Below are 17,083 nucleotides of genomic sequence, written 5' to 3'. Positions count from 1 at the left end.
TCTTTATGTATAAGGCCGTCCCCAGGCAGATCAATCTGCCGGGACGGCCTTTTTCTCACAACTCTGCGCGGGTCGCCATGTATTCGGGTCTAGGCTTCTTCCCGAAGTAAGGCTCCGCCAATTTGTTCTTCACGCTATTATAGACCATAAAAATATTGCTGCGCGGATATGGCGTGATGTTGCTGTTGGAGCCGTGCATCAAATTGCAGTCGTACAGAAGGACCGAGCCTGCCTTGCCGACCGGCGTTTCAATGCCGCAGCGCTTCGCCAGCTCGGTTAAGCTCGCTTGATCGGGCGCGATGAATTCCTTGGAGGGATCCTCCGGCGTTTGGCTTACGCAAGACACGAAGATTTGATGAGAACCGGGCATGACCATAAGCGGACCGTTAAATGGATAATTGTCTTCCAGCGCGATCAAACAGCTGAGCGCCCGCATGCGGGGCATCCCGTCCTCCACATGCCAGGTTTCGAAGTCCGAATGCCAGTAGAATTCTTTGCCGGTAAATGCGGGCTTGTAATTGATCCGCGACTGATGGATGTAGGCCTGCCCTCCCAGAAAATACTCAACGATCGCAAGCAGCCTCGGATGCCGGGACAACTCCTGAAAAACCGGATGGGTCCGATGGATCGCAAAAATCGATTGCACTTCTTCCCCGCCGGGCACGCGGATAATTTCATCGGATGAGAGGTTCTGGGATGCTTCCCGCAAGCGCCGTGCCTTCTCCTGATAGCCCTTTAATTCCGCTTCGCCGAAAAAGTTTTCCAGGAACAGATAACCGGTTTTGGCGTAAAAATCCGACTGCTCTTTGCTGATCCCGCTTTCCGCGTTCCACTCGCCATATACGATGGGGTCCTGCCGCGGAAGCCATCTCGGCTCAGCATAAACCCGGGAAGGGTAAGCATCCGTCTTTGGATCAAAAATTACGGACGTTTCCAATTTATTCATTTCTCCTCATCCCCTCATGAGAAATATTTGTCCAAACCAAAAAAGGACCTCCGCTTGGTGAAGGCAAAGCTTACCCAGCAGGGTCCTTAAAACGGACAAAGGCCCTAAGAAAAGGGCCTAATAAGATCTCATAATGTAGCGATATAGACCCATCCACTGCTGACGAGGTTAGCTGACGGGCTCGGGTAAGATGGTACCCTACAATCAATGCTGAATGATTCGCCCCAAAAAAATGGTTCCCCCGTTTTCCGGCCGCGTAAGCCGGAAACTAAGCGTGAGTCTATATTAAAGGCAATTCGTGTTCATGTCAACCCATGTTCTGTAACATTTTTGATTTTACCATAACCTCGCGGATGTACTCGTTACCGCAGCTGGCTTTCCGCTTTAGCCAAATCGGCCTGATCCTCCTGTAAATCTTCCTTGGCGCGATCCAGCGGTTCCGGATTCATGCGCCCATCCGCCTGGGAAATAGCCTTTTCCGCTTTGTGTATGGCGTTATAGGCATTCTCCACCGTTTCCTCAGTCGGATGGGACTCTGCCTGCGTTACGGCCCGGTGCGCTTTTTTGACGGATTGCTGGGCCGATGCGATCGGGTTTTGCGATTGCATGCTGGAATAAGGATTTGCCATGTATTCAGCCTCCTCAAACGATAATATGATGCAGGTTCCTTACTAATTTGAGGAAAAGGCCCGGACAATATGCGTTCGAACTTTTGCCAATCCCATGCTCCTGCCGCTTAGGCCGCGGTGAAACCCAACTTTAAAGCAGATAGAGCGTGGATTTGACAGCGATGGAATGCGGAGCTGGAAAAAAGGAAGAGGGGGAAATCGGCACGAAATGCAAAAGTGCAGGCGATTTTCGCTTTTGCATTTGATTCCATCGAGCCGTCCTTCTTACCCTAAAACTGATTCAAGAAGTCGCCGATGATTTGATTTTCCCCCAATTACATTAAGGCTTTCTTGCCCTAGCTCAGGGGTCTTTTTTTCTAAATCGAACTTTTCACCTTCAAAGCTGCCCGTTCCTCCCGCTCCCGCAGCTCTACTCTGCGGATTTTGCCTGTATTCGTTTTTGGCAGCTCGTCGACAAATTCGATCTTTCGCGGATATTTGTACGGCGCCGTCACCGCTTTGGCATGAGCCTGAAGCTGCTTGATCAGTTGCGGCGAACCCGCCCACCCCTCTTTCAGCACGACAAAAGCTTTGACGATATGCCCGCGAATTTCGTCGGGACTCGCCACCGCGGCGCATTCTTTGACAGCAGGATGCTTCATCAGCGCTTCTTCGACTTCAAACGGCCCGATCGTATATCCGGAACTGATGATGATATCATCGCCGCGCCCCTCGAACCAGAAAAAGCCTTCTTCGTCCATTCGCGCCCGGTCCCCGGTAATAAAATACTCAGCGCGCACGTTTTGTTGCTTCCGCTCCGGCTCCAGGTAATAGTTTTTAAACAAAGCCGGCATGCTCACGTGAACGGCAATATCCCCGACTTGTCCTGCAGGAAGCGGAATTCCCCGCTCGTCGACCACCTCCGCCACGCCCGGGGAAACCGCTTTGCCCATCGATCCCTGCTTAAGCGGAGTATCCTTCAAATTGCCGATCAGCAGCGTGCTTTCCGTCTGCCCGTATCCGTCACGAATGGTAATGTTCAATTCCTCCCGGAATCTCCGGATCACTTCCTCGTTTAACGGCTCCCCGGCGGAAACGGCGCTGCGTAGGCCGGACAGGTTATAACCGCCCAGCCCGTCCGTTTTCGACATGATCCGATATTCGGTTGGCGTGCAGCACATGACCTGGATACCGTAGTTCTCCAGGAGCTGCAGGTAGCGATGCGGTTGGAACGCCCCCTGATACACGAAACCGGTCGCCCCATTCCCCAGTACCGACAGGAACGGGCTCCAAATCCATTTTTGCCAGCCCGGAGCAGCCGTAGCCCACACCGTATCTGTGCTTCGGATATCCAACCAAGGCGAGGTGATCCTGAGATGCGCGTAACCCCACCCATGACTATGCACCACGCCCTTCGGATTGCCGGTCGTTCCGGACGTATACGCCAAAATGGCCATATCGTCGCGATGGGTTCGTACCGCCTCAAACGTGTCCGGCTGCCCGTCCATCAATGTCTCAAGAAAAATCCAGCCGGTAGGAGCGAGCGCGGTTTCTTTGCCGTCAGCAACCGCGATGCGAAACGCCCAAGCCGGCAGCTCCTCATCGATGTTGTCCGCCTCTCCGGTCGCATTGTGCCAGGCGATGACCGCCCGCGCCCCGGAGTGCCGGAGCCGGTAAGCCAAATCCTTGGCCCGCAGCATTTCGGACGATGGAATGATCGTCAGCCCCAGCTTCAAGCAAGCCACGTAAACCACGTAAGCACTAATATGCCGCGGCATCATCACCAGCACGCGGTCCCCTTGATTTAACCCGAGTCCGGACAATCCTCCGGCAAGCCGGTTCGCCCTGGCCAACAGCTCTCCGTACGTAATTTCCTCATAATCGCCTTGCTCGCTTAACCATTTTAAAGCCGTTTTCCCCGGATTGTGATTCTCCATCTCCGATGTTATATTGTAAAATTCCGGCGCTAACCATTGTTCATAGTTCAAGTTGATCTATCCCCTTTAACTGAAATTACCAGTATTTTTGATCAACTCATTATACCACATATTAGTACCAGGTTCTAAGACCGAAAGTGAAAAAACCTGCAAAAAAGATTTGCAGGTTTGACAAAAAAGCTCCCTCTATCTGGCCCGCTTGGCGCTTTTGCGGACCACGGCCGGAATTCGGCTACCCAGCGGGTCAGCCGTGACCGTCCGGTACAGCTCGAGCAGCTGCCGGCTCGGTTCGTTCCAGCCTTGGGTCAGGGCCGTTTCACGGGCCCGGTCCCCCATGCGGCGCAGCAACTCTTCATCCAACAAAGCGAGAATGGCGTTAACCAAACTGCCCGGGGTCTCCGGATCGTACAGAAACCCGGTGGCTCCTTCCCGGATCTGCTCCCGGCTGGGCGGGCTTGCGGCGGCCACTACGGCGAGTCCTGAAGCCATCGCCTCCAACAAGACGAGCCCCAGCGTTTCGGTCGTCGAAGGGAATACGAAAATATCGCTGGACGCATACGCCTGCGCCAACTGCTCCCCGTGCAAAAATCCGGTGAACACCGTCCGCGTGCCGGCGAAGTGGGATTCAAGCCGTTCCCGGTGTGGTCCATCGCCCACGATCGCCAGCCGAAAGCGGTCCGACGCGAGCAGTACGTCGCGAAGGCGTTCGATTTCTTTCTCCGCGGCCAATCTGCCGACGTATAATAGCAGCCTTTTGTCCATCTCACCGCCCGAAAGCATCCTGCGCATCTCTTCGTTGCGATGCCGGGGACCAAACAGCTCCGTATCCACCCCACGCTGCCAAAGCCGGACATTGCTGAACTTGCGTGAAACAAGCTCATCCTGGACCGCCCCTGACGTACAAAGATTCAGATCGGCGCGGTTATGCAAGCGGCGCAAATATCCCCAAAGGATCGGCTTCAGCCAGGGAAGCTTGTAAAAATCGGCATACTGCGGAATATGCGTATGGTACGATGCGACCAACGGATAACGGCGTCCATACCATATGCCCGCTACCCCCAGCACCGCCGGATTTACCATGTGAACAAGGTCGGGCTTAAACGTATGCAGCGCCTTGCCGACACGCCGGCTTGGCAGCGCCAGCGGCAGGTTCGGATACAGAAAAAACCGCAAGCTCGGAACCCCGATCACTTGGGCCCCTTCCACTTCGCTCACGCCCTGATCCGGCGCGATCACGAGCACTTCGTGCCCTTCCCGGACCAGCCAGCGGATGCTTTGCATCAGCCGCGTGACGACGCCGTTTGTTGAGGGATAGAAAGTTTCTGTAACGAAGGCGATTTTCATTGGCTGTACGCCCCCTTAACCCCAGCTTACATCGGGCAGCACATTGTTCATGACGACGCGGTCTTTATATTTACGAGCGGTTTCGAAAATGCCCAGCAGCACCTCGTCCGTCAGCAAGTTCGGCGTAAGGCCTAGCTGCTGCAGCTTCGTATTTTTCGCGTGAAAATAATGCGATTCTTTTTCAACCCGAGGGTTCGGCAAATGGGCGATCTCCACCTTGTAACCTTCCCGTTCCACCGCATGTTTTACCTTTTCCGCCAGCTCCAGCACCGAAAATTCCTCGGTAAACTGGTTAAATACGCGAAACTCCCCGCGGTCGGCCGGATGGTTTACGGTAATTTCAATACATCGCACCGTATCCGAAATATTGAGAAACCCCCGGGTTTGCCCGCCCCGCCCGTACACCGTCAAGTCGTGGCCGATCGCCGCCTGAATCAAAAAGCGGTTCAGCGCCGTGCCAAACACGCCGTCATAGTCAAACCGGTTCATCAGCACTGGATCCAGCAGCGTCTCCTCCGTATGCAGCCCGTATACGACGCCCTGATTGAGGTCGGTCACCCGCAGCCCCCAAATCCGGCAAATAAACATCAGGTTATGGCTGTCATGCACCTTCGACAAATGGTAAAAAGACCCCGGCTGCTTCGGATACGGCAGCACGTCCTTGCGGCCGTTGTGCTCGATTTCGATATATCCTTCCTCAATGTCGATATTGGGTGTCCCGTACTCTCCCATCGTGCCGAGTTTAATCAGGTGGCAGTCCGGCGCCAGCTCGCGGATCGCATAGGCTACATTCAGCGTCCCCACCACATTGTTGACCTGGGTGAACACCGCGTGCTCCCGGTCGATCATCGAATACGGAGCCGAACGCTGCTCGGCAAAATGCACGAACGCTTCCGGACGGAACTGGCGCATAACCTCGCACAAAAAGTCGTAATGGTTCAGATCTCCGATATAATACCGGATCATTTTGCCCGTAAGCTTCTCCCACTTGGCCACCCGCTCCTGAAGCGTAGCGATCGGGGTCAGAGAATTCGAGCGCAGCTCCTCGTCCCATTTTCTCCTCGCCAAATTGTCGATGATCGCTACCTCATGCCCTTGTTTTGACAAATACAGCGCCGTTGGCCATCCGCAAAAACCGTCGCCGCCCGCAATAAGAACGCGCATTTCTGGCCGACCTCCTTTAAATGATCCATGCTGAAAGCAAAATTGGTCTTAAGTTAACGATAGCATCGTAATATTAAGGCGGCATAAAACGGCGGAAACTTTCCGCCAAGGTCGCGCTTTCCGCCAAGGTGAGCCAGTTTCCAGCGCTTTCGGCCTTAGTGTCCGGCCTTTCCCGCTTCCTCCCTTTGCCCTTTCGAAAGTGCTACAATAGATCATGCATACATAAGCGAATCGAAATTCGGAGGAGATCAACCTATGGAACCATTCGATACCCTGCTGGAAAAATACGCGGAGCTGGTCATCCAAGTCGGGATCAACGTGCAACCCGGACAATGCTTGATGATCTACGCTCCCTTGGAAACCGTAGAGCTCACAAGGCTGCTCGTCGCCAAAGCTTACCGCGCCGGAGCCAAATACGTTCACGTCGACTGGGAGGACGAGCAAATTACCCGGATCAGGTACGAAACCGCTTCGGACGAATCGCTGTCATATTATCCGCAGTGGCTCGCGGACATGGCCGAGCAGTTTGGGGCGGAAGGCGGCGCGGTGCTGCGGATTAAAGTGCCGGATCCGGAGCTGCTGGCCGGCATCCCGTCCGCCAAAGTTTCCGCCGCCGTTAAAGCGGCCGCCAAAGCACGGGAGAAGCATTTCGCCCAAACCCGCAACAACCAGATCAGCTGGTCGCTGATCAAGGCGCCTACGCGAGCCTGGGCCAATAAAGTATTTGCCGACCTGCCGGAAGACCGGCGCATCCGGGCAATGTGGGAAGCGATTTTCCAAATGAACCGCGTCTACAGCGATGATCCGGTAGCGGCCTGGCGCGAGCATATCGATGAGCTCAAGCAAAGACAGGAGTACATGAACGCGAAACGTTACAAGTGGCTGCACTACCGTGCGCCGGGAACCGACCTGTCCGTGGAGCTGCCCGCAGGGCATCTTTGGCTGGGAGGCGGCGACTACAATGCGGCGGGCAACTATTTCGTAGCCAATATGCCGACAGAAGAAATTTATTCGCTGCCCCACCGCAACGGAGTAAACGGCACCGTCACAAGCACGATGCCCCTGAATTTGAACGGACAGCTGGTGGAAGGCTTGAAACTGACGTTCCGGGACGGCAAAGTGGCGGAATACGACGCCAAATCAGGCCGGGAGCATCTAGCCAACCTGCTGAGCACCGATGAAGGCGCCTGCCGTCTCGGCGAGGTTGCCCTGGTGCCGCACAACTCCCCGATCTCACGGCTGAACCGGATTTTTTACAATACCGGCATTGACGAAAACGCCTCCTGCCATTTGGCGCTCGGCAGCGCCTATCCGGTCAACATCGAAGGCGGAACCAAGTTAAGCAAAGAGGAATTGACGGCCAGAGGCGCCAACGTCAGCTTAACGCACGTCGACTTCATGATCGGCTCCGCGGGGCTCGATATCGACGGCGAACTCGCCGACGGCACGATCGAGCCGATCTTCCGCAACGGCAACTGGGTCTAAGCAACTGGTTGCAAGCCTAGACCCAAGGCGAAAATGAGCCTTCCCACATTGCGTATACGGAACGGAAAAAGGCCGGCGCTATCACCTCACATTGGAAAAATCCAATTAAGCCGCTGTACGTTTCACTTGTTTTCCATCCTATTGGATAATTCCAATCAGAACGTGTTGGAGAAGCCGAGCTCTTGAATCAAATGTGAAAAGAAGCTTCCTTTCCGCTCTACCGCGAATCGGAAGCCTCTTTTTGCTTTGTTTATCTATGTCCTATCGGCCAGATCAACTCCATGCGGCCCGGCCCGATCGTACCCGGCCAAAAGCGGCGGTGTTACACGCTTTGCCCGCTAACCTGCGGCAACCGCCGTCCTTCCCGCAGCGTTACGCGCCCTGCCCGCTAACCTGCGGGCAACCGCCGTCCTTCCCTGTCGCTTCAGCCGCTTGGAGCTGTGCCGTTTCGGACATTTCGAGCCGCCCAGCTCCAGTTGAACGGGCCTGCTCCGGCTCAGCATCACGCCGCAACCGGGCTAATCTCCAAACCCCAAGCAGCGCAATCACCACCCCGATCGCTCCGAACCAGGTGATCGACGTCAGCGACACCTGGCCCACGGCCACGCCGCCAATGGCCGCACCGGCCGCCATCGCCAGCTGGTTCATCGATGAATTGAGGCTCAGCATCACGCCGGACGATTCCGGAGCCAGCGTGACGAGATTATACTGCTGCGTTGGCCCGGTGGTCCAGGCTGAAAAGGACCATAGGATCAGCACCGCAAACACGGCGATCAGCGAACTTGCCGCAAAAGGCAGCAAAATCAACGCGGCGATATGAATGATCATCCCGGCGGCCAACGTAAAGTTGACGCCTTTTTTGTCCGCGCTGTATCCCCCCGCTTTGGAGCCGATCAGACTGGCGATCCCGAAGGCCAGCAAAGCCGTGCTAAGAAGCGCTTCGCCCATGCCCGCCACCTGAAGCAGATACGGCGAAATGTAGGTATAGGCGATCGAATACCCGCCGAGCCAGAAGAAAGTGATCGCCAGCGCGAGCGCGATTTTCGGATTTTTCAGCATGGCAAGCTGTCCGGCCAGCGGTACGGGCTTGTCGCCTTGAAGCCGGGGAATCGTAAAGCGAATAACGATCATCGCCAAGACCCCAACTAAAGCGATCCCCACAAACACGGCTTTCCAGCCAAAGCTAGAAGCGATCACCCGGCCCAGCGGAACCCCAACGATCAACGAAGCGGTAAACCCCATGATTACAGTGGCGATTGAACTCGCCTGTTTCCCTGCGGGGGCGATTTGCGCCGCGATGCTGAGCGCCGTAACGACGACCATGCCCGCCCCCAGCGCCATGACCACCCGTGCGGCAATAAACCATCCGAAGCCAGGCAGCACAAACGATAAGACGTTCGCAACCACAAAAATGCCAAGCGACAGCAGCATGAGTTTCCGCCGGTCCATGGCGGCGGTGAACGCCATCAAGATCGGTGTCCCGATCGCATAGGTCAGCGAAAAGACGGTGATCAACTGGCCGGCCGCCCCGATGGATATGCCAAGCGCCCCGGCAATCTGGTCCAATATCCCCGAGATAATGTACTCCGACGTACCCACCAAAAAACTGATCAAAGCCAAAATATAAATCTTCCATGTATTCGACATTGGTGTTTTGCCCACTCCTTTAAACCTAATTATTATATTTCCAAAAACATCGAAATATACAGCAAAAAAAATTTACTTCAACAAATAAGGCGCATATTTTTCCGCCACTTCGCGGTTTAAGCTGTAATAAATAAAGGTGCCTTCTTTCCGCGAATCCAGCAATCCGCACTCAAACAATTGCTTTAAATGATGCGATAGCGTCGAGTTGGCGACAGTTCTCAGCTTCTCCCCCAGCGAGACGCAGCATTGGTCCGGCTCGTTCGCCAGCAGTTTGACGATATTCAGCCGTGTCGGTTCTCCGAGCGCTTTATAAATTTTTACGGCTTCGCGCGTCTCCGGGCTAATCTCCATTTGCAATGCCTCCTTTCTATACCGGGTTGCATATTTCTATATCGATGGAAATATAGTACCGTACTTTTCCCCTAATGTAAATATCCCAAAAGAAATTCTTGCCGCCCTTCTTCTGCCGCATCACATGCGATTGAATGTCGCCGAATTCGCCGCTGCTGCCGGCAAGAAAAATATACAGATCGCCGCCGATGCCATGAAGTTCGGGCGCCCACAGAAATCGCTTTAGATGATCATGCATTTCGGTATCCAAGATTTTGGTCTCTTCTGCCGCGACCAGCCCGGATATGGAATCCGCCTCTCGGATCGATATCGAATGGTTGCCGTCGGCATCATTTGTGGCGACAAAATAATACGTGCCTTCCCACTGCGCAATGCAAGGGTCGGCACGGTTCATCGCAATCGGAAACGCAAAGCGATTCTGCCGAATGCTTCCCGATATGCGATAAGCTCCGGGACGGCTCCAGTCGATTCCGGCCGCATCCCACTCGACCGGCTTAACGGCGGTTGTGCCGTCACTGTATATAGCCGTCACCTTGACGGCTTTTAACTGTTCTACGGACGAAACGGCTACACGCTCCGGCAACTCATTGCGTACATGGACCGGCACCGTAAGCTTATGAATCAGCCTCTGGGCCACGCTCCGCGATACGTGTATCACATTGCGCGGCACTGCTCCTTCGATGCCGACGGGCAGCGGGCTCAGCGTGAAGGCTTCGCATAACCTTGGCTTCGAAGCGTCGCCCGGGCGTGTCACGTCCGCCATTTCACATTGATAATACCTGTCGTCCTCTTCATGCCAACGAAGAATATACCTTCGGGACGCATGATCATATTCGCACATGATATCCTGTACATGACGCCCGCTCACTAGGTTTAGCAGGCCGCTCTCCCGATACTGCAGCAAATCCGGGGAGGTAAATAGGAGTACCGAACCCTTGCTCTGCTGATCGGGAGAGCCGTCCGCCTCCGTCCGAATGGCTACAACGCCAAAGTTTCCGTCGGCCATAAGGAACAGGTACGGATTTTTCAAACTTTTGGCGGACAGGACGCCATTCGCAAGCTCTGCGGCTTTAGCGAACAGCACCCCTGAGTTATGATTAAGCTCCCGATAACGTATCCCGTCTTCGGTGTATGCGAGATGCATGCTGTACGCGAGCTTCGGGGAATAGATTTGCGGTTCCAGCGGTTCTCTCGTATAGCAGAGAATTCCGTAAAGTTTATTTTCCATACGCTAGTTTCTCCTAATTCTACCTCTCGGTTTTCTCGTAACGGAAAAAGCCGAAGTCGGCATGGCCGCCGATTTGTGCGGTAGCATAATAATATAACCCGATCCGATAGCCCATAAAGTGATCCAAGGTGTAACGCATGTTAAGCACTCCGCCGATCGGCATCCATTCCGACCCGTCGACGGAATAATGAAAGGATGCCAAATCTTTGCTGTTCTCAAAATCAAAGTGAATTTTCATTTGCACATCTCTGCCGTGGAAACGTACGGTTTCCAGCTCTTTCTCTTCACCGTTTCCCCCGTTCACGCTCATGGCAATGAACTTGTCGCCGTTCTTCGCCACCTTGACGCCGACGGTGCCGAAATGGCTTTGCAGGGCAACAAGACCCGCATGATCGCCGGGCTTCATACGGGCCGTGTCCAGCAAGGCCGCCCCCATGCAAGCCGGCCCTTCCGTGCGCTGCGTCAGCGTATTGCGCGCCTGAAGGACGCCTGTCGCCAAGCTGCCCGTCGTCAGTCTCAGAAAGCCGGGGCGTTGGGTCACCGACCATAGCCGGTTATCCGGGTTATGATTCCACTGCCAATTCAGGGCAAGCCTGTCGTCCTCATAGTCGAATTCATCGCTGATCACAAGCGGCTTTGGATGCGCAGCCGGCAGTTTCGTCTCAAAGGATAACGGAACTTTCCCATCCTCTCCAAGAACGGGCCAATCATCTTTCCAGGATAGAGGAACCACACAAGGAATTCTGCCGACAGCGTCATGATCCTGGAACAACACGGCGTACCAGTCGCCGTCCGGAGTATTAACGATGCCCCCCTGGGCCACACCATTATTGTGGTAGTCCATATCATCGTCCAGAAGAACCTTGTGTTCATATGGACCGAGAAGCTCCCTCGAACGATAACACAACTGCCGTCTTCGCCGATTGCCAACTCCCGGCCAATCGATAAAAAACAAATAATAATAGCCGTTCAGCTTGTAAGCATGACAGCCTTCGATGCGCAAATTGATGCCTTCCCGCCCGCCTTCCAGCAGCAATTGATCGATTCCCCCGGGTTTTATGGCCGTCGCGTCTTCCGTCAGCTCCTTAATCCGGATATCGCCGTTTCCGTAAATCACATACACGCGTCCATCGTCATCAAAGAGCAGGCTTGGATCATGGTGAAGTCCGGGAATCACCGAACGCTCCCATAACCCATGTTCAATGTCCTCCGTCCGGTATACATAGAACTGCTGCATATCATTACTGGAGAAGCAGACATAATACCTCCCATTGTTGTAGCGAAGGCTTGCCGCCCATGAACCTTTGCCGTAGATTCCCGTTCCGTCCAGCAAACGGTGAGCATCGTTATCCTCAAAGGTATCGTACACATAATTCACGATTTCCCAGTCCCTCAAGTTCTCCGATTTCATGAGCGGACATCCGGGCATGGAATGCATGCTGGTGCTAACCATATAAAATGTTGTATCCACCCTGATTACATCTACGTCAGGCACATCCGCCCAGATAATAGGATTCGTAATCGTGGCTGTATTCACGGTTATTTGCTCCTCTCTTCGGTTTCGGTCAGATCGATTACACGCCGGAACGCTTCCTTGGGCTCCATCTGCTCGTCAAACAGGAACGGCCAGTTTTTGCGGCCCCGGACAGGGAAGTCATCCAGCCAGGTATAGTTATCGGCCACGCCCCAAAATGTAACGGAATCGATGACATTTCTATGCTCCAGCAGCAGGGAGAAAATCTCTTCGTAGCGCTGCTCCTGCAGCTTCAGCATGTTCTCCGTCGGCGCTGTCAAATCGGTGCGCCGATCATCGAATTGGAACATAGACAGATCAAGCTCGGTAATGTGAAGTTTGACGCCCAAGGAGGCATACCGTTCAATCGCTTGACGAATCTCTTCAATGGAAGGGCCGTAGATATTCCAGTGCGCCTGCATGCCAATGCCGTGAACCGGGACGTTCTGATCCAGCAGATCGCTTACCAGCCTGTAGATCTTCTCGCGCTTGACCGGGTTGGTCTCGTTATAATCGTTATAAAACAGCAGAGCATCCGGGTCCGCTTGATGAGTCATTTCGAACGCATGGCGGATAAAATCCTCTCCGATAATCTGCAGCCATTTCGTATCCCTCAAATATAAGTCGGATTTATCCTCAATCGCTTCGTTCACCACATCCCAAGCGTAGACTTGGCCACGGTATCTGCCGGCTACCGTGTCAATATGATGCTGCAAACGACTCAGCAATTGCTGCCGGGTACAAGGAGCGCCCGCCGAATTCCGGAACATCCAGTCCCCAGTTTGATTGTGCCAGAGCAACGTGTGCCCCCGCACAGCCAGGTCATTCGCTTGGGCAAAGGCAAAAATTTGGTCGGCGGCAGCAAAGTTGTAGCTTCCCTCCAGCGGCTGAACCTCCACCGGCTTCATCTCATTTTCGGCCGTAATGCTGTTAAATTGCTTGGCAATGAATGAATCTTGGCTGGAAAGGATGCCCGTACTCACGGCAGCTCCGATGTTGAACGCATCCTGGAACGCCTCACGTAATGCCGGGGCGCCATTTAATGCTTGTGCCATAACTGTCTTCTCCCCTCAATGAAATGCCTTCTACGGAATCACAAATATTTCGGATTAAGGATTATCCCTTGATGCCGCCGAGCGTCATCCCTTGGACAAAATACCGCTGCAGGAACGGATATACCATCAGAATCGGCAAGCTGGCAATGATCGTCATCGTAGCCCGGATTGAAGCCGGCGTGACCATCGTTCCGCTGTTGCCTTGAGATGCCGAATAAATATCGCTGGTTGATGATGTAGCTGTTGTGGTCGAGGTTTGCAGAATCTTCATCAGCTCATATTGCAACGTACTTAAATTGATATTGGATGAATTGTACAGAAATACGTCAAACCAGGAATTCCATTGTCCTACCGCTACAAACAGCGACACCGTGGCCATAGCCGGAATGGTCAGCGGCAGCACGACACGAATAAAGGTGGTGAATTCTCCTGCGCCGTCGATCCGGGCCGATTCCAGAATCCCTTCGGGAAGGCCTTCGATAAAGGAACGGACGACGATCATGTTGAACACTCCGATAACGCCCGGAACAATATAGACCGAGAAGGTATTAATGAAGCCCAAATCCCGGATAAGCAGATAAGTGGGAATCAAACCGCCGCTGAAATACATGGTGAACACGAAAAATATGGTGACAGACTTGCGCAGCACAAACTCCTGACGGCTGAGGGTGTAGGCCAGCATCGCCGTGCAGAACACGGAAACAGCGGTTCCAACCACCGTGCGCAGCGCCGAGATCAAAGTGGCGTGATAAATATCGGATTCTCCGAAAATGTATTTATAATTGTCCAAGGTCCACATCCGTGGCCACAAATAAATTCCGCCTTTGATGGCGTCGTTGGCGTCATTAAAGGAAACGGCGATCATATTGATGAAGGGATAAATCGTGACAATCATCAGGCAGATCATAAAAATAATGTTGCAAAGATCAAAAACTCTATCACCTAAACTAGACTTGCGTAAGCGGGCCGCTTTCCCTATTCGCATGGCACGGGCCTCCTTTTTAAAATAATCTGCTTTCTCCCATTCTCTTCGCAATAAAGTTGGCGGAGAAAAGGAAGATAAAGCTGACTACGGTTTTGAATATGCCTGCCGCCGTTCCCAGGGAGAAGTTCCCCATCCCCAAACCATACTTCAGTACGAATATATCAAGGTTTTCCGAATAATCCATGTTCATGCCGTTGCCCAGCAAATATTGCGGCTCGAATCCGGATTCAAGAATACTGCCCAGATTCATAATCAGCAGAATAATGATCACCGACTTGAGCCCAGGCAACGTTATATACAGCATCCGTTTGAAACGGTTAGCTCCGTCGATTTCAGCCGCCTCATATTGGGAAGGATCGATCGAGGTAATGGCCGCCAAATAGATGATCGTGTTCCAGCCTACATTTTTCCAAACCTCGGTTGCCCCGAGAATGCCCCAGAAGTATTCTCCTTTCCCCATCCACAGCACCGGCGTATCAATCAGATGAAACTTCATGAGCAGCAGATTGATGATGCCGTCCGGGGACAACACCGTCAGAACAATACTTGACGCCACGACCCAGGAAATAAAGTGCGGCAAATAGCTGACGGTTTGAACGAACCGCTTGAATATAACATTCTTCAACTCATTCAGCAGAAGCGCCAGCGTGATCGCCGTAATGAAACCAAGCACCAGATTTATGGAGCTCATCACTAAAGTGTTGCGCAGCACCCGGTAAAAGGTACTGTCTTCAAACAGAAGACGGAAGTGTTGCAAACCTACCCATTCCTGCTCCGCGAAGGATCTGGCCGGCTTAAAGTTCTGAAAGGCCATCGTCCATCCCCAGAGCGGAAGATATTTGAAGATAAAAGCCCAGATAACGAAGGGGATACACATAAGGGCGAGCGTTCGCTGTTGAATCAGGCGTTTGAAAAACAGGTTTTGTTTCTTTCCTTTAACTGTAGGCGCCGAGTTTAAGGAAACGATCGGTTTCACCATATGAGATTACTCCTTTCCTGCTCTGCTCTAAACCCTGAGGGTCGAAACGCCTTTCGACTTCCGACCCTCAGCATCTGGCAAACCTATTTCAAATGTTGCATTACCATTTTCCGGAAACGCGATCTTTTACAGCCTTCGTTATCGTATCTTCATACGTTTTCTTGTCCAGTTTATTAAACTCGCCCATATACTCGTTCCATGTGTTATCGAAACTGGACGGCGGGTCCATAATCAGCTTGGGCAGGTATTTCTTCTGCAGGTCATCCGCCTTGGTGATGAACATTTGTTCAGGCGATCCTTGCTCCAGGGCGATCGACCAAGCTGGAGACCAAGGACGTTCATCAGGCTTGCTGAACAATTCTGCGAAGGTCTTCACACCGTATTCTTCAAGCAGCTTCTTGTCGCCGTCCGTGTAAGTAAAGGTTGCGACCTCCGGCTGGTTGCCAGGACCATAGGCATTGCCGTCCGCAAGAACGGAATTATTGCCGTAACGAGGCCAACTGTAGTTGAAATAGTCAAACCCGTATTTTCGGCTCAATTCCGGATCCTCGTGGATTTTGCGCTGTTCATCATCCTTGTAATAAAAACGTCCATTCTCATCCACGCTATACGATTCGTCCTTGATGCCCCATTGAACCAGAATCTGGTTTTCCTCTTTCAACAGGTTATCGAAGTACTTGATGATGCGGACGGGATCTTTGGCTTTGACGGTGATCCCGACTCCATAATTGTTGACAAATCCAGGAGGGTCGATATATTGATCCTTAATACCTTTGTCGAAAACGATAGGCAGCGCAACATAGCGTTTATCATCAATGCCGGCTTTCTTCAAATTGTTGGTGGCATCCCCAACCTGCCAGGAATAGCTGAAATAACCGAGTACACGTCCGGAGGTCAGCTTAGCCAAATATTGATCCCGGTTCATCGTGAAAGACTCCGGATCGAGCATCCCTTCGGCATTCACCTCGTTCAGTTTCTGAATCCAGCGCTTTTGATACTCGGAGCCCGCCACCAGATTGGCTTCATGAGTTTCCAGATCGACCATGACGCTGCCGTCATTCGGATAACCAGCCAGGTGCATGGCCGGGTTCTGCAGGGTGAAGAAGTTGCTTGGCTCGCCGGCCAGTGTGGCGAAACCAATGGTTTCCTTGCCGTCCACCTGCGGATATTTGTCCTTGTATTGCTTGATGAGGTCGAAATATTCATCCAGTGTAGTAATTTTCGGGTAATTGAACTCCTTCAGAACAGAACGTTGAATATAGAAGCCGGTCTGAAAATTAGGCTCCGAAATATAGCCGATGTTAGCTCCATAAGGGAAAAAGTAGATTTTCCCGTCATCCTGCCTGAATTTGTCCATATAAGGACCATACACACGCTTGATGTTGGGTCCGTACTTCTCGATCAGATCATCGAGCGGAATGAAAGCTCCCGCATCCATCAGCTTGGCCATTTCTCCGCTGGAGTCAATGATATCGGGATAGTCTCCGCTGGCAATCATAACCCCCGCTTTGGTAGGGGCATCACCCACCAGGTATTCCATCTTCCAGTCAACGCCGGTTTGTTCGAACAATTCTTTCCCGATGGTTGTTTCACTTGCCAGAACATCCTTTTTAGGAGCGCCAAAGGTAAAATACGTATAGGTAACCGGGCTGTTGTCATCGCCACCGGACGGGGAGGCTTCCGAAGATGATGATGAGCTGCCCCCGCTGCAGCCTGCTAAAGCTGCCATCAACAATACTGCCATTCCTGCGATTAGTACTTTCCTTCCAAACATTCAACTGATTCCCCCTTTGGTATCATCAGACTTGTAAGCTCTTTCAATATAACAAGTAACCGCTTAC

At 52.8% G+C, this 17,083-nt stretch carries 14 protein-coding genes and 1 riboswitch; of the genes, 1 reads left to right on the top strand and 13 read right to left on the bottom strand.

Annotated elements, in window-relative coordinates:
• Nucleotides 1–55: 55 nt before the first annotated feature.
• From EHV15_RS23900 to EHV15_RS23880, 5 genes are all read right to left on the bottom strand, one after another.
• Nucleotides 56–946 carry a phytanoyl-CoA dioxygenase family protein gene (locus tag EHV15_RS23900; protein WP_128633425.1) on the bottom strand — a complete coding sequence of 297 codons (891 nt, stop codon included), beginning with the start codon at nucleotides 944–946 and terminating at the stop codon, nucleotides 56–58.
• A 142-nt stretch (nucleotides 947–1,088) separates the two neighbouring features.
• Nucleotides 1,089–1,231: riboswitch (cyclic di-AMP (ydaO/yuaA leader) on the bottom strand.
• 77 nt (nucleotides 1,232–1,308) lie between these two features.
• Nucleotides 1,309–1,575 (bottom strand): hypothetical protein, encoded by a 267-nt coding sequence (locus EHV15_RS23895; protein ID WP_128633424.1) that lies wholly within the window; start codon nucleotides 1,573–1,575, stop codon nucleotides 1,309–1,311.
• A 356-nt stretch (nucleotides 1,576–1,931) separates the two neighbouring features.
• Nucleotides 1,932–3,491, bottom strand: coding sequence for an acetate--CoA ligase (locus EHV15_RS23890; protein WP_128635503.1), 1,560 nt, complete (start codon nucleotides 3,489–3,491; stop codon nucleotides 1,932–1,934).
• Between the two features lie 186 nt (nucleotides 3,492–3,677).
• Nucleotides 3,678–4,835, bottom strand: coding sequence for a glycosyltransferase family 4 protein (locus EHV15_RS23885; protein ID WP_128633423.1), 1,158 nt, complete (start codon nucleotides 4,833–4,835; stop codon nucleotides 3,678–3,680).
• 15 nt (nucleotides 4,836–4,850) lie between these two features.
• Entirely contained in the window at nucleotides 4,851–5,999 is a 1,149-nt protein-coding gene (locus tag EHV15_RS23880; protein ID WP_128633422.1) for an NAD-dependent epimerase/dehydratase family protein, read from the bottom strand.
• A 255-nt stretch (nucleotides 6,000–6,254) separates the two neighbouring features.
• Between EHV15_RS23880 and EHV15_RS23875 the strand changes: the two genes are divergently transcribed.
• Nucleotides 6,255–7,484, top strand: a complete 1,230-nt coding sequence (locus tag EHV15_RS23875; RefSeq protein WP_128633421.1) for an aminopeptidase — start codon at nucleotides 6,255–6,257, stop codon at nucleotides 7,482–7,484.
• A gap of 372 nt (nucleotides 7,485–7,856) precedes the next feature.
• Here the strand turns inward: EHV15_RS23875 and EHV15_RS23870 are convergent, their stop codons facing one another.
• The 8 genes from EHV15_RS23870 to EHV15_RS23835 form a co-directional block, all read right to left on the bottom strand.
• Nucleotides 7,857–9,131, bottom strand: coding sequence for an MFS transporter (locus tag EHV15_RS23870; protein ID WP_128633420.1), 1,275 nt, complete (start codon nucleotides 9,129–9,131; stop codon nucleotides 7,857–7,859).
• Nucleotides 9,132–9,203: 72 nt separating this feature from the next.
• Nucleotides 9,204–9,482 (bottom strand): ArsR/SmtB family transcription factor, encoded by a 279-nt coding sequence (locus EHV15_RS23865; protein ID WP_128633419.1) that lies wholly within the window; start codon nucleotides 9,480–9,482, stop codon nucleotides 9,204–9,206.
• A gap of 16 nt (nucleotides 9,483–9,498) precedes the next feature.
• Nucleotides 9,499–10,710 (bottom strand): Ig-like domain-containing protein, encoded by a 1,212-nt coding sequence (locus tag EHV15_RS23860; protein WP_178075943.1) that lies wholly within the window; start codon nucleotides 10,708–10,710, stop codon nucleotides 9,499–9,501.
• 19 nt (nucleotides 10,711–10,729) lie between these two features.
• On the bottom strand, nucleotides 10,730–12,247 hold the full coding sequence (locus EHV15_RS23855) for a glycoside hydrolase family 43 protein (RefSeq protein ID WP_128633418.1): 1,518 nt from the start codon (nucleotides 12,245–12,247) through the stop codon (nucleotides 10,730–10,732).
• Between the two features lie 2 nt (nucleotides 12,248–12,249).
• On the bottom strand, nucleotides 12,250–13,278 hold the full coding sequence (locus EHV15_RS23850) for an endo-1,4-beta-xylanase (protein WP_128633417.1): 1,029 nt from the start codon (nucleotides 13,276–13,278) through the stop codon (nucleotides 12,250–12,252).
• Between the two features lie 61 nt (nucleotides 13,279–13,339).
• Nucleotides 13,340–14,263, bottom strand: coding sequence for a carbohydrate ABC transporter permease (locus EHV15_RS23845; RefSeq protein WP_128633416.1), 924 nt, complete (start codon nucleotides 14,261–14,263; stop codon nucleotides 13,340–13,342).
• A 16-nt stretch (nucleotides 14,264–14,279) separates the two neighbouring features.
• On the bottom strand, nucleotides 14,280–15,242 hold the full coding sequence (locus EHV15_RS23840; RefSeq protein ID WP_128633415.1) for an ABC transporter permease: 963 nt from the start codon (nucleotides 15,240–15,242) through the stop codon (nucleotides 14,280–14,282).
• A 100-nt stretch (nucleotides 15,243–15,342) separates the two neighbouring features.
• Entirely contained in the window at nucleotides 15,343–17,016 is a 1,674-nt protein-coding gene (locus tag EHV15_RS23835; RefSeq protein ID WP_128633414.1) for an ABC transporter substrate-binding protein, read from the bottom strand.
• Between the last annotated feature and the right edge of the window lie 67 nt (nucleotides 17,017–17,083).

Source organism: Paenibacillus oralis (assembly GCF_003863965.1).
In the GTDB taxonomy this organism is placed as follows: Bacteria; Bacillota; Bacilli; order Paenibacillales; family Paenibacillaceae; genus Fontibacillus; species Fontibacillus oralis.
Note: the sequence above shows the minus strand (reverse complement) of the source record. Positions and strands in the feature narration are given on the sequence as shown.